Consider the following 12,253-nt stretch of genomic DNA (forward strand, 5'->3'; position numbering starts at 1 on the left):
CGCTTATTCGCCGACAGCCACGTAGCGGTAGCTTTCGCCGTCGTCCTCGTCCGCTTCCTGCGGGTCGTCCAGCACCACCTCGAGAGGCAGCGCCTTCAGTTTCGCCTGGTTTTCCTCGGAGATGTAATGGTGCGACAGGTCCAGGCGCTTCAACTTGCCCAGCTGCGTGTGATTGAGCACGGCCACGGCGCCCAGGTCGCCGATGGTGCCCAGCGACAGGTCCAGCGTGTCGAGCTGTGCCACCAGCGGTTCCTCGGCCAGCCAGACGGCCAGGTCGTCGGCGATTTCCGCGTCGCGCAAGCCCAGGTATTTCAGGGTGGGCACGGTCAGCTGCGCCAGCACCTTGCGGTACAGGTCCACGTCGCCCGAGAAGCCATAGTCGTCCGTACCCAGCCACAGTTCCAGGTGTTCCAGCTGCGGCATGCTCGATTGCGCCAGCGCTTCGGCGATCTTTTGATCGAGGCCGCCCGCTTCGATGGTGAAGCGACGCAGGTGCTGGTGCGCGAACGGCTCGATGACGAGTTCATTGCCGCCGCGGATGCGCAATTCTTCCAGCAGCGGGAAGGCGTCCAGCAGGGGCTTGTAGCTGCCTTGCACGATCCACGAGATTTCGCATTCCTCGTACGTCATGTCGCCGATGAACAGGGCGCGCAGCTTCGGTAGTTGCGGCGCGTGGGCGATCAGCGCGGCCATCACTTCGTCGGCGCCCGATTCGTACGGGTCGCCCCACATGCCGATGATCAGCGCTTCGAGCGCGCCCTTGTCGGCTTTGTCGAGGAAGCCGGCGATCAGATCGTCCATCTTGCGCTTGTCGTCGTATTCGAGCGACAGGCGGTAGACGATGCCGGGAGAGGCGTCGAACGGCACGTCGGGGTCGTACTGGACGACTGTCTTGTCGTGGAAGGTGGTGGTGCTGTCGGAAATGGTCATCGCTGTGGCTCCGTGTAAGCGGTGGAGGCCTGGATGCCGCGCGCGACGTGGCGCAGCCGGGAAGAGCCGGGATGTGCCGCGACGCTCTGCGAAGACATCCAGGCCTGGAAATCTTGTTTATACTAAAATCTTAGCATAGCCATATGGACATATTGCGCACTGCTGGCGTGCCTTATCGATGGATCACCACCAGTAAAGCCTTGCCCTCGGTTTTTCCAAGATTGCGTATCGTATGCGGCTGGTCCGCCGGATAGCGTGCCGTGCCGCCATTCTTGACCTTTTTCTTCGCCGCGCCCACTTCCAGTTCCAGGTTGCCGTGGATCACCGTCAAATGCTCGGTGGTGCCCGGATCGTGCGGCTGCGACGCCAGTTCGCCACCGGGCGCCAGGGTCACTTCATACCACTCGTATTTGCCAGCCAATTCCATCGGCCCCAGGATGCGCAGCACGTAGCCCGCGTGGTCGCCGGGCAGGGTGGGGGTTTCGTGGGCATCCGTGATGCGGATGGTTTCCACGGCTTTTTCCGCGCTCGACAGCAATTCGCCGATCTGCACGCCCAGGGCGTTGGCCAGGCGCCACGTGATGGCGATGGTGGGATTGGCTTTTTCGCGCTCGATCTGCGACAGCATGGACTTCGACACGCCCGCGATGCGCGACAAATCCTCGAGTGTCAGGCCGCGCGCCAGGCGCAGCCGTTGCAGGGTGGCACCCACTTCAGGGGGAGAATTGGTCGAAACGCTGGTTTTCATCGGCAGGTGGCTTGCAAAGTTCAAAAGGCTTGGGTAATATCCACTATATTGAATTTCAGTTCGAAATAGTGGATTTTGAAGAAAAACATGGAAACGTGTAGACTTCAAACAGCGCTTCACGGTACAGCATTGTGCGCGCACCGGTCAAGCGGCGGCTTTTTCCCTATGGCGGCTGAAACCACACGCACACCACACGCATACATCAGGGACACAAGGAATATCATGAGCGAGCAAGCGAAGAACACCTTTTTCAGCGGTCTGCAACAGAATCTCGATCAACTGCGCCAGCAGGGCTTGTACAAGCCCGAGCGCGTGATCGCCTCGCGCCAGGGCGCTGAAGTGGTGTGCGACGACGGCCGTACCCTGATCAATATGTGTGCAAACAACTACCTGGGCCTGTCCGGCGACCTGCAGACGCAGGAAGCATCTATTGCCGCCACGCAAAAATACGGCTACGGCCTGTCGTCCGTGCGTTTTATCTGCGGCACGCAAACCGTACATAAAGAACTGGAACAGGCGATTTCCGCCTTCCTGGGCACCGAGGACACGATTCTGTACGCGGCAGCCTTCGACGCCAACGGCGGCGTATTCGAGCCCCTGTTCGATGAAAACGACGCCATCATCTCGGACGCGCTGAACCACGCTTCCATCATCGACGGCATCCGCCTGTGCAAGGCCGGCCGCTACCGCTATGCGCACAACGACATGGCCGACCTGGAAGTGCAGCTGCAGGCGGCGATTGCCGCCGGCAAGCGCCACAAGGTCATCGTCACGGACGGCGTGTTCTCGATGGACGGCACGATTGCGCAACTCGACAAGATCTGCGACCTGGCCGACCAGTACGGCGCGCTGGTGATGATCGACGAATGCCACGCTTCGGGCTTCATGGGCGCGACGGGACGCGGCACGCACGAGCACCACAATGTGATGGGCCGCATCGACATCATCACGGGCACCTTGGGCAAGGCCCTGGGCGGCGCCATGGGCGGTTTTACCTCGGCGCGCAAGGAAGTCATCGACACCCTGCGCCAGAAATCGCGCCCGTATCTGTTCTCGAACACGCTGGCGCCATCGATCGCCGGCGCTTCGCTGTCGGTGCTGGAGCGCCTGGCCAAGTCGACGGAACTGCGCGACCGCCTGCATGACAACACGGCTTTCTTCCGCAGCGAGATCGAGCGCATCGGCTTTACCATCAAGCCGGGCACGCATCCGGTGGTTCCCGTGATGCTGTTCGACGCGCCCGTGGCACAGAAATTCGCCGCCCGCCTGTATGAACTGGGCGTGCTGGTGACGGGCTTCTTCTACCCGGTCGTGCCGATGGGCCAGGCCCGTGTCCGTGTGCAGCTGTCCGCCGCGCATACCCGCGAGCAGCTGGTGCAGGTGCTGGCCGCCTTCGAGCAGGCCGGCAAGGAACTCGGTCTGCTGACCGCCACTAGCACGACCAACTAACAAGAATTCAGGAAAATAGCATGGAACGCATCTTAGTCATTGGCGCAAACGGCCAAATCGGTAGTGAACTGGTGGGCGCGCTGGCGCAGCAGCACGGCGCGGACAACGTCATCGCCAGCGACATCGGCACGAACAATCTGTACCAGGCCAGGCGCTACGCGCAGCTGAACGTGTTGGACAAGGACGGCCTGGCGAAGATCATCGCCGACGAGAACATCACCCAGGTGTACCAGCTGGCGGCCATGCTGTCGGCCACGGGCGAAGCGGCGCCGCTGAAGGCGTGGAGCCTGAACATGGATGGCTTGCTCAATATCCTGGAACTGGCGCGCGAGCGGGGCGAAGCGGGCAAGCCGCTGCGCATCTTCTGGCCGTCGTCGATTGCCGCCTTCGGCCCGAACACGCCGCAAGTGAACACGCCGCAAATGACGGTGATGGACCCGACCTCGATGTACGGCATCAGCAAGCTGGCCGGCGAGCGCCTGTGCGAATACTACTTCAACAAGTATGGCGTGGACGTGCGCAGCATCCGCTACCCTGGCATCATCAGCTACAAATCGCCTCCGGGCGGCGGCACCACCGATTACGCGATCGCCATCTTCCATGCAGCCTTGCGCGGCGAGCGCTATGACTGCTTCCTCGATGCGAGTACGACGCTGCCGATGATCTACATGCCCGACGCGATCCGCGCCACCATCGAACTGATGGACGCTCCTGTGTCGCAGATCAAGATCCGTTCGTCCTACAATGTGGCCGGCGTGTCGTTCAACCCCGAGCAGCTGGCGAAAGCCATCGTGCGCATGGTTCCCGACTTCAAGATCAGCTACAAGCCGGACAGCCGCCAGGCCATCGCCGACAGCTGGCCGCAAAGCCTGGACGACAGCAAGGCCAGCGCCGACTGGGGCTGGAAGGCGCAGATCGGCGTCGAGCAGATGGTCACGGACATGCTGGCCAATGTCGATGCGGGGCAGGCGGCCAAGGCGGCCTGAGTCCTGTACCGGCATTCATAAAAACATACTAATATAAAGAGACACTACATGGATATGAGCGTATTTGACCTGTTTAAAATCGGCATCGGGCCGTCGAGTTCCCACACCGTGGGACCGATGGTGGCGGCGCGGCGTTTTCTGGTCGAATACGGTCCGCTGGACCAGGTAGTGGGCGTCGAGGCGGCCCTGTATGGCTCGCTGGCGCTGACGGGCGTGGGCCATGCCACGGACAAGGCCGTCATTCTTGGCCTGATGGGCGAAACGCCGCAGGACGTGGCACCCGACGAAGTCGACAGCAAGCTGGCCGCCATCGAGGCGGCCGGCGAGATCGCGCTGCTGGGCACGCACGTGGTGCCGTTTACGGCGGCCACGGGCTTGATCTGGCACAAGAGCGAATCCTTGCCCGAACACCCGAACGGCATGCGCTTTACGCTGAAACTGCTTGATGGCAGCCGCGTCGACAAGGTGTATTACTCGATCGGCGGCGGTTTTATCCGCGAGGCGGGCGAGGCGCAGGCGGAAGCGGCCGTGGAATCGGCCGCGTCCGCCCGCGTCGTCTTCCCCTTCGACACCATGGAGCAGTTGCTGGCGCATGGCGTGGAAAGCGGCCTGTCGATCCCTGAAATGCTGCGCGCCAATGAGTGCGTCAAGCGCAGCGAGACGGAGCTCGATGAAGGACTGGACCGCATCTGGCACGTCATGCGCGACTGTATCGCGCACGGGCTGGAAACGACGGGCAACCTGCCGGGCGGCTTGAACGTCAAGCGCCGCGCCGCCAAACTGTGGCGATTGGCGCAGGAAGCGAAGGCGTCGGACAACCGCGCCAACGACTTGCCGCACGACGCCGTCCACCTGGTCAGCCTGTACGCGATGGCTGTCAATGAGGAAAACGCGGCCGGCGGCCGTGTGGTGACGGCGCCGACCAATGGCGCCGCCGGCATCATCCCGGCCGTGCTGCGCTACTATGCCCAGGATTGCCGCCCCAGCGATCCGGTCGGCGGCGTGCGCCGCTTCATGCTGACGGCCGCGGCCATCGGCATGCTGTGCAAACGCAATGCCTCGATCTCGGGTGCCGAAGTGGGCTGCCAGGGCGAAGTGGGCGTGGCCTGCGCCATGGCGGCAGCCGGCCTGGTGGCGGCTTTGGGCGGCACGAACGAGCAGATCGAGAACGCGGCCGAAATCGGCATCGAACACCACCTGGGCATGACGTGCGACCCCATCGGCGGCCTGGTGCAGATCCCGTGCATCGAACGCAACGGCATGGGCGCCGTGAAAGCCATCACGGCCGCCTCGCTGGCGCTGAAGGGCGACGGCACGCACTTCGTCAGCCTCGACGAAGTCATCGAAACCATGCGCCAGACGGGCGCGGACATGCAGGACAAGTACAAGGAAACGTCCTTGGGCGGCCTGGCCATCCACGTGATCACAGTGAACCACGCCGCTTGCTGATGCGCTGGTGGTGGCGTCGGATTATGCGCGCAGCGCTAATCCGACCTACGCCATGACGCAAGCAACGCAGGTTGGCGCATGTTGGCGCAGGTCGGCGTAGGTCGGCTTAGCCCGCAGGGCGTAAGCCGACATCACCAAATAAGTAAGTAAGCCGACATCACCAAATAAGTAAGCCGACATCACCAAAGCAGCAAACAACCACCTCACTCCTCCTCAAACAACTGCTCCAGCCTCCGCGGGTAGTTATTCAAAAAATCACGCGTCACGGCATAGTGTTCCGTGTCTTCATACGCCACCTCATGGATGCCGCCGCCTGTAAACATCAGGATTTTCGCGTTCGGGTAGGCGAGCAGAATCGGCGAGTGGGTGGCGATGATCAGCTGCGAGTCATCCTGCACCAGCTGGTGGATCACGGACAATGCGGCCATCTGACGGCTGGGCGACAGGGCCGCCTCGGGTTCGTCCAGCAAATACAAGCCTTTGCCCCGCAGCTTGTTGATCAGGGTCGCCATGAACGCTTCGCCATGCGATTGCGCGTGCAGCGACTTGCCGCCGTAGCTGCCCAGGTATTCGGGCATGTCATCCATGTAGGTGGCGACGTTGAAAAAGCTTTCGGCGCGCAGGAAATAGCTGTCCTCGGGTTTTTTATAGCTCTTGCTCAGGCGCAAGTGTGCATGCAAGCCCGATTCCTCGTCCGACGGCAGGGCGATGCGCACGTTGCGCGTGCCGCCATCCTTGCCGAAGCCCAGCCCCACGGCCAGCGCTTCGAGCATGGTCGACTTGCCGCTGCCGTTCTCGCCCACGAAAAACGTCACGTCGGGGTGGAAATCCATGTGCACGAAGTCGCGGATGGCGGGGATGGTGAACGGATAGTGATCGAGGTCGACGACAGCGTCGGAGCGCAGCGCGGCGCTTTGCAGATATGGTTTTTTACTCAGCGACATGGCCGGTTTTCGACTCCATTATTGGCACTTTGCAGGGCAGAAAGCTCAGTGTGGCCTAAATCGTCGGCGCGCGCCAGTGCATACGCGGGTCATGTTCGCCTGGCTTGATCTCATACAATTATGGCTTGTTTGATAATAAGCAGCCTCTCCAATTGTCACATCTTGATCAGGCTGGCGCCACGCGATTCGCCTTGGACGGCCGCTGGCACTATAATATCCGCTGCCATTCATGATCAACCGCACTCAGCTCAACTGGACTCTTCAAATCTATGCATTACGTGTCTACCCGCGCTGACAAAGCGCCATCGAATCCGCAGCAATTCTCCGACATCCTCCTGGGCGGCCTGGCCCCCGATGGCGGACTGTATCTCCCTGAACACTACCCGCAAGTCACTGGTGCCGAGCTCAATGCCTGGCGCACGTTGTCGTATGCCGACCTGGCCTGCGAAATCCTGAAGAAGTTCGCCACCGATATCCCGGCCGCGGACCTGAAGGCACTGACGGCGAAAACCTATACCAAGGCAGTCTACAAGAACGCCCGCGCCGGCGAAAACGCAGCCGACATCACGCCGCTGCGCGTGCTCGAAGAAAACGTCGTCAAGGGCGGATCGACCACCCTGATGCTGCAGGCGCTGTCGAACGGCCCGACCCTGGCCTTCAAGGACATGGCCATGCAGCTGCTGGGCAACCTGTTCGAATACACCTTGGCCAAGCACGACGCCGAACTCAATATCTTCGGCGCCACGTCCGGCGACACGGGCAGCGCGGCCGAATACGCGATGCGCGGCAAGAAGGGCATCCGCGTCTTCATGCTGTCGCCGCACAAGAAAATGAGCGCCTTCCAGACGGCGCAGATGTTCAGCCTGCAAGACCCGAACATCTACAATATCGCCGTCGAAGGCGTGTTTGACGACTGCCAGGATATGGTGAAAGCCGTGTCGAACGACCTGCCGTTCAAGGCCAAACAGAAGATCGGCACCGTCAATTCCATCAACTGGGCGCGCGTCGTGGCGCAAGTCGTGTATTACTTCCGCGGCTACCTGGCGGCCACCACCAGCAACGAGCAGAAAGTGTCGTTCACGGTGCCATCTGGTAATTTTGGCAATATCTGCGCCGGCCATATCGCCCGCATGATGGGGCTGCCGATCTCGAAACTGGTGGCGGCCACGAATGAAAACGACGTGCTCGACGAATTCTTCCGCACGGGCGTCTACCGCGTGCGCAAGTCGGCCGAAACGTACCACACGAGCAGCCCGTCGATGGATATCTCGAAAGCGTCGAACTTCGAGCGCTTCGTCTACGACCTCGTGGGCCGCGACAGCGAGCGCGTGCGCGCCCTGTTCACGAAAGTGGAAACGCATGGCGGCTTTGACCTCTCCGGCAAGCCTGGCAGCGATGGCGATGAATTCAAGCTGGTGGCCAAATACGGCTTCAAGTCGGGCAAGTCCACGCACCAGGACCGCCTCGACACCATCCGCGACGTGGCCGACGACTACGGCATCACCGTCGACACGCACACGGCGGACGGCATCAAGGTGGCGCGCGAGCACCTGGAGCCGAACGTGCCGATGATCGTGCTGGAAACGGCGCTGGCGGCCAAGTTCAACGAAACCATCCTCGAAGCGCTGGGCGTGGACGCGGAACGCCCGGCCGGCTTCGAAAACATCGAGGACTTGCCGCAAAAGTTCGTTGTGATGGGCACGGACGTGGAAAAAATGAAGGCGTACATCGCCGCCAATACGGGCTTGTGATGAGCGATCCGACTGCACAACGCAAACCCATGCTGTCGGTGGCCGAAGCGCAAGTCTTTATGCTGGGCGCGGCGCGCCCCGTGGCCGAGGTGGAGCTGGTCGACACCATGCGTGCCAACGGCCGCGTGCTGGCCACGGCGCAAACGTCGACCCTGAACGTGCCCGAGCGCGACAACACGCAGATGGATGGCTATGCCGTGCGCGCCAGCGATTGCGCCAGCGGCGCGGCCAACCTGCCCGTGTCGCAGCGCATCGCGGCCGGTCACGTGGGCCAGCCCTTGCAGCCGGGGACGGCGGCGCGCATTTTTACGGGCGCCCTGATCCCCGAAGGCGCCGACTGCGTCGTGATGCAGGAGCAGTGCACGGCGGCGGACGGCGTGGTGACGGTCAACCACGTGCCGAAAGCCGGGGAATGGGTGCGCCGCCAGGGCGAGGATATCCGCGCCGGCGGCATCATCCTTGGCGCGGGCCGGCGCCTGCGCAGCCAGGAAATGGGCCTGGCCGCTTCCGTGGGCCTGGCGCAGTTGCCGGTGCTGCGCAAGCTGCGCGTGGCCGTCTTCTTCACGGGTGACGAGCTGGCCATGCCGGGCGAACCTTTGGTGCCGGGCGCCGTCTACAACTCGAACCGCTTTACCTTGCGCGGCCTGCTGGAAAACCTCGGCTGCGAGATCACGGACCTGGGTATCGTGCCCGACAGCCTGGAAGCGACGCGCGCCGTGCTGCGCCAGGCGGCGCAGGGCAATGATTTGATCATCACCTCGGGCGGCGTGTCCGTGGGCGAGGAAGACCATATCAAGCCGGCCGTGGAAGCGGAAGGGCGGCTGAACATGTGGCAGATCGCCGTCAAGCCGGGAAAGCCGCTGGCGTTTGGCGAAGTGCGGGATGCGTTCTTTGTCGGCTTGCCCGGCAATCCCGTCTCCAGCTTCGTCACATTTTTGCTGTTCGTGCGCCCGTTCATCCTGCGCCTGCAGGGCGTGGCGGGCAGCCTGGCGCCGCGCAGCTACAAGCTGCCGGCTGCGTTCGAGCGCCTGAAGGCGGACAGACGCAACGAGTTCTTGCGCGCCAAGGTCAATGACGAGGGCGAGCTGGAATTGTTCGCCAACCAGAGTTCGGGCGTGCTGACGTCCACCGTGTGGGGCGACGGCTTGATCGATTGCCCGCCGGGGCTGTCGATTGCGCGCGGCGACATGCTGCGTTTTATCCCGTTTAACGAATTGCTGTACTAAGGAAGTATCGATGAAGATCAATCTGCGATTTTTTGCCAGCGTGCGCGAACTGGTGGGCACGGGTCACGAAGTGCTGGAAGTGGCCGGGCCGCTGACGGTGGGCGAGGTGAGAAACCTGCTGATCGCCCGCGGCGGCAACTGGGAGTACGCGCTGGCCCAGGGCCGCGCGCTGCGCACGGCGCACAAGCAGGTGATGTGCGATGCCGATACCGTGATCGGCGAAGGCGACGAGGTGGCGTTCTTCCCGCCCGTAACTGGCGGCTGATTCCGCTTGCCAAATGCGACGGCCACTTCATCGAAGTGGCCGTTTTTTCATGACGACCTGGTTTTCGGCTTGTCACCGCTGCACGTGGCGCAGGCGACGGCCTTCCGGTAGCGCCAGTACTTCGAACCGATGAAGATGGCCGACGCCACCAGCGACCAGGCCAGCGCGCTGAGGATGTCGGTCTGGCTGGTCGTGCCCTTGCTGTACTCGACCACCGTCAGGATGATGAATAAGATCGAGCTGGCCAGCAAATAGCGGGAAATCCAGAATCCTGCGCCCATGTGTTTCTCCTCTTGTCGTCGCGTTGTCGCGTGAAGTCAAGCCGCCGGTCGCTGCGGCCTCTGCGCAGTATGCATCATTTTTCGGCATTCTTGCCATCCCCTGGCCTGATCTCGACTAAAATGCCGGGGTTTTCACCGTCTTCCAGCGTGCCATGACCGATTCCAGCCTTCCTCCGTTCCACATCGCCGTCATCGGCGGCGGCCCCGCCGGCCTGATGGCGGCCCAGGCGGCCAGCGACCAGGGGGCCAGGGTGGAACTGTTCGACGCCATGCCGTCCGTCGGCCGCAAATTCCTGCTGGCGGGGCGGGGCGGCATGAACATCACGCACGCGGAAGGCTACCAGGGTTTCGTCTCGCGCTACGGCCGGCAGGCGCACCGCGTGAAACCGGCGCTGGACCAGTTCGGCCCGCAAAAGGTGCGCGACTGGGTGCACGGCCTGGGCGTGGAGACCTTCGTCGGCTCCTCGAATCGCGTCTTCCCGACGGACATGAAGGCGGCGCCCCTGCTGCGCGCCTGGCTGCACCGCCTGCGCGAAGCGGGCGTGCAATTTCATATGCGCCACCGCTGGACGGGCTGGCGCGACGGCCAGCTGGTCTTCGCCACGCCGGACGGCGAACGCCTGTGCGCCTTCGACGCCGTGATCCTCGCGCTGGGCGGCGGCAGCTGGGCGCGGCTCGGTTCGGACGGCGCCTGGGTGCCGCTGCTGCAAGGGCAGGGCGTGGCCGTGGAAGCGCTGGCGCCGGCCAATTGCGGCTTCGACGTGGACTGGAGCGCGCATTTCAGCAGCCGCCATGCGGGCGAACCGCTGGCGACCGTGGCCATCACGGCGCATGACATCGACGGCTTGCTCATCAAGCGCCAGGGGCAGTTCGTCATCACGGCGGGCGGCGTCGAAGGCAGCTTGATTTATGCGCTGTCGGCCGCGCTGCGCGAGCAGATCGCACGCGACGGCCGCACCACCATCTGGCTCGACCTGGCGCCCGACCACACGCATGAACGCGTGTTCGAAGAAGTGACGCGCCCGCGCGGCGCCCGTTCCATGTCCAGCCACCTGAATAGCCGGCTGGGAATAAAAGGCGTGAAATCGGGCTTGCTGCGCGAATGCCTGAGCGCCGCCGACTTTGCCGACGAGGTCAGACTGGCGGCCGCCATCAAGTTGCTGCCCGTCACGCTCAAGCGTGCGCGCCCCATCGATGAAGCGATCAGCAGCGCCGGCGGCGTGGACTTCGACGGTGTCAAAGGCAGCATGCTGCGCGCCATGCCAGGCGTCTTCGTGGCGGGGGAAATGCTGGACTGGGAAGCGCCGACGGGCGGCTACCTGCTGACGGCATGCCTGGCGCAAGGCAAGGCGGCCGGCGAGCAGGCCGTGGCGTGGCTGGAAAAGAGTCGTTAGAGAACCGCCATCATCAATGCCAGATGATGTCGCCTGACCCGCTTTTCTGGGTCTCGCGCTGGCGCGGGTTGCCGTGGACGTGGATGTCGCCGCTGCCGCGCAGGGTCAGGTTGGCGGCGTCGCGCACGAAGACGGTGCTCTGGCCCGAGCCTTGCAGACTGACGCTGGCCTTGTCGGCCGCCAGGTGTTCGGCATCGATGTCGCCTGAGCCGCTCAGGTCGGCACGCAGGAATTTCGTGTTGCCGCTGGCGGCGATGCGCCCGGAACCGACCATTTCCAGCACGACGCTGTCGCTGTTGCCGGCATTGATGTCGAGATCGCCACTGCCGTTGACAGTCGCTTGCACCTGCTTGTAGCGGCCCGTGAAGCTGACGTCGCCTGAACCCATGAGTTCCAGGATGAAACTGTCGCCGGAGAATCCCGTGATCCTGCTGTCGCCATTGCCGTGCACTTCCAGTCGCACGAGGCTTGGCAGCACCAGTTCCACCTGCAGCGGCTGGCGATGGTGGAACAGCATGCCTTTCGGGCCGATATGCAGGGTCGTGCCGTCGGCCGTCGTGTCGACGTTCGACAGCAGGCGCTGTTCGCCGCTCACTTTCAGCGATGGCGTGGCGCCGCGGCGCAGCACCAGGTCGATGGGACCGGCCAGATCGATGCTGTTGATATTGGCGGAAATCGGGCGCGTGTCGCTGCGCACGGCGCGGCCGGCAGCGCTGCTGGGATTGCTGATCCCCTTGGCGCGCAGCGCCGCATACGACATGGCGATCAGGACCATGGCCAGCAAGAGCATGGACAGGCCGACTTTGAGCAAGCGTTTCATGGCAGCCTTT

Annotated in this window: 12 protein-coding genes; 7 read left to right on the forward strand and 5 right to left on the reverse strand. The window is 63.2% G+C overall.

Annotated features, from left to right (window positions below; translation table 11 throughout):
- Window positions 1–3: 3 nt before the first annotated feature.
- Window positions 4–930, reverse strand: coding sequence for an STM4015 family protein (locus tag CSQ95_RS02375; protein ID WP_099408323.1), 927 nt, complete (start codon window positions 928–930; stop codon window positions 4–6).
- 172 nt (window positions 931–1,102) lie between these two features.
- Window positions 1,103–1,678, reverse strand: a complete 576-nt coding sequence (locus tag CSQ95_RS02380; RefSeq protein ID WP_070218654.1) for a helix-turn-helix domain-containing protein — start codon at window positions 1,676–1,678, stop codon at window positions 1,103–1,105.
- Window positions 1,679–1,900: 222 nt separating this feature from the next.
- Between CSQ95_RS02380 and kbl the strand changes: the two genes are divergently transcribed.
- The 3 genes from kbl to CSQ95_RS02395 are packed head-to-tail and all read left to right on the forward strand — an operon-like array spanning window position 1,901 to window position 5,562.
- Complete coding sequence (gene kbl / locus CSQ95_RS02385) at window positions 1,901–3,127, forward strand: glycine C-acetyltransferase (protein WP_099408324.1); 1,227 nt, start codon at window positions 1,901–1,903, stop codon at window positions 3,125–3,127.
- 20 nt (window positions 3,128–3,147) lie between these two features.
- A complete protein-coding gene (locus CSQ95_RS02390) occupies window positions 3,148–4,113 on the forward strand; it encodes an NAD-dependent epimerase/dehydratase family protein (protein ID WP_099408325.1) in 966 nt (321 codons plus the stop codon).
- 48 nt (window positions 4,114–4,161) lie between these two features.
- On the forward strand, window positions 4,162–5,562 hold the full coding sequence (locus tag CSQ95_RS02395; protein WP_099408326.1) for an L-serine ammonia-lyase: 1,401 nt from the start codon (window positions 4,162–4,164) through the stop codon (window positions 5,560–5,562).
- Between the two features lie 203 nt (window positions 5,563–5,765).
- Here CSQ95_RS02395 and CSQ95_RS02400 read toward each other — a convergent pair whose 3' ends face one another.
- Window positions 5,766–6,506: an AAA family ATPase gene (locus tag CSQ95_RS02400; protein WP_099408327.1), complete on the reverse strand. Its 741-nt coding sequence runs from the start codon at window positions 6,504–6,506 to the stop codon at window positions 5,766–5,768.
- A gap of 269 nt (window positions 6,507–6,775) precedes the next feature.
- Between CSQ95_RS02400 and thrC the strand changes: the two genes are divergently transcribed.
- Genes thrC through CSQ95_RS02415 form a run of 3 tightly spaced genes read left to right on the forward strand, consistent with a single transcriptional unit; the run spans window position 6,776 to window position 9,748 of the window.
- Complete coding sequence (thrC, locus tag CSQ95_RS02405; RefSeq protein WP_099408328.1) at window positions 6,776–8,257, forward strand: threonine synthase; 1,482 nt, start codon at window positions 6,776–6,778, stop codon at window positions 8,255–8,257.
- Window positions 8,257–9,483, forward strand: coding sequence for a gephyrin-like molybdotransferase Glp (gene glp / locus CSQ95_RS02410; protein ID WP_099408329.1), 1,227 nt, complete (start codon window positions 8,257–8,259; stop codon window positions 9,481–9,483). The genes thrC and glp overlap by 1 nt, the downstream gene beginning before the upstream one ends.
- A gap of 10 nt (window positions 9,484–9,493) precedes the next feature.
- Entirely contained in the window at window positions 9,494–9,748 is a 255-nt protein-coding gene (locus CSQ95_RS02415) for a MoaD/ThiS family protein (RefSeq protein WP_070288220.1), read from the forward strand.
- A 47-nt stretch (window positions 9,749–9,795) separates the two neighbouring features.
- Here CSQ95_RS02415 and CSQ95_RS02420 read toward each other — a convergent pair whose 3' ends face one another.
- Entirely contained in the window at window positions 9,796–10,029 is a 234-nt protein-coding gene (locus CSQ95_RS02420; protein WP_070218662.1) for a hypothetical protein, read from the reverse strand.
- Window positions 10,030–10,181: 152 nt separating this feature from the next.
- Between CSQ95_RS02420 and CSQ95_RS02425 the strand changes: the two genes are divergently transcribed.
- Window positions 10,182–11,423 carry a TIGR03862 family flavoprotein gene (locus CSQ95_RS02425; protein WP_099408330.1) on the forward strand — a complete coding sequence of 414 codons (1,242 nt, stop codon included), beginning with the start codon at window positions 10,182–10,184 and terminating at the stop codon, window positions 11,421–11,423.
- A 13-nt stretch (window positions 11,424–11,436) separates the two neighbouring features.
- Here the strand turns inward: CSQ95_RS02425 and CSQ95_RS02430 are convergent, their stop codons facing one another.
- Entirely contained in the window at window positions 11,437–12,243 is an 807-nt protein-coding gene (locus tag CSQ95_RS02430; RefSeq protein ID WP_070288222.1) for a head GIN domain-containing protein, read from the reverse strand.
- Window positions 12,244–12,253: the final 10 nt, after the last annotated feature.

This window comes from Janthinobacterium sp. BJB304, assembly GCF_002735765.1.
Taxonomy (GTDB): domain Bacteria; phylum Pseudomonadota; class Gammaproteobacteria; order Burkholderiales; family Burkholderiaceae_D; genus Janthinobacterium.

Excerpts from the sequence above, each read along its gene's own strand:
- glp (WP_099408329.1), top strand. The coding sequence starts at position 8,257 with ATGAGCGATCCGACTGCACAACGCAAACCCATGCTGTCGGTGGCCGAA.
- thrC (WP_099408328.1), top strand. The coding sequence starts at position 6,776 with ATGCATTACGTGTCTACCCGCGCTGACAAAGCGCCATCGAATCCGCAG.
- CSQ95_RS02430 (WP_070288222.1), bottom strand. The coding sequence starts at position 12,243 with ATGAAACGCTTGCTCAAAGTCGGCCTGTCCATGCTCTTGCTGGCCATG.
- CSQ95_RS02395 (WP_099408326.1), top strand. The coding sequence starts at position 4,162 with ATGGATATGAGCGTATTTGACCTGTTTAAAATCGGCATCGGGCCGTCG.
- kbl (WP_099408324.1), top strand. The coding sequence starts at position 1,901 with ATGAGCGAGCAAGCGAAGAACACCTTTTTCAGCGGTCTGCAACAGAAT.
- CSQ95_RS02390 (WP_099408325.1), top strand. The coding sequence starts at position 3,148 with ATGGAACGCATCTTAGTCATTGGCGCAAACGGCCAAATCGGTAGTGAA.
- CSQ95_RS02415 (WP_070288220.1), top strand. The coding sequence starts at position 9,494 with ATGAAGATCAATCTGCGATTTTTTGCCAGCGTGCGCGAACTGGTGGGC.
- CSQ95_RS02375 (WP_099408323.1), bottom strand. The coding sequence starts at position 930 with ATGACCATTTCCGACAGCACCACCACCTTCCACGACAAGACAGTCGTC.
- CSQ95_RS02420 (WP_070218662.1), bottom strand. The coding sequence starts at position 10,029 with ATGGGCGCAGGATTCTGGATTTCCCGCTATTTGCTGGCCAGCTCGATC.
- CSQ95_RS02400 (WP_099408327.1), bottom strand. The coding sequence starts at position 6,506 with ATGTCGCTGAGTAAAAAACCATATCTGCAAAGCGCCGCGCTGCGCTCC.
- CSQ95_RS02425 (WP_099408330.1), top strand. The coding sequence starts at position 10,182 with ATGACCGATTCCAGCCTTCCTCCGTTCCACATCGCCGTCATCGGCGGC.
- CSQ95_RS02380 (WP_070218654.1), bottom strand. The coding sequence starts at position 1,678 with ATGAAAACCAGCGTTTCGACCAATTCTCCCCCTGAAGTGGGTGCCACC.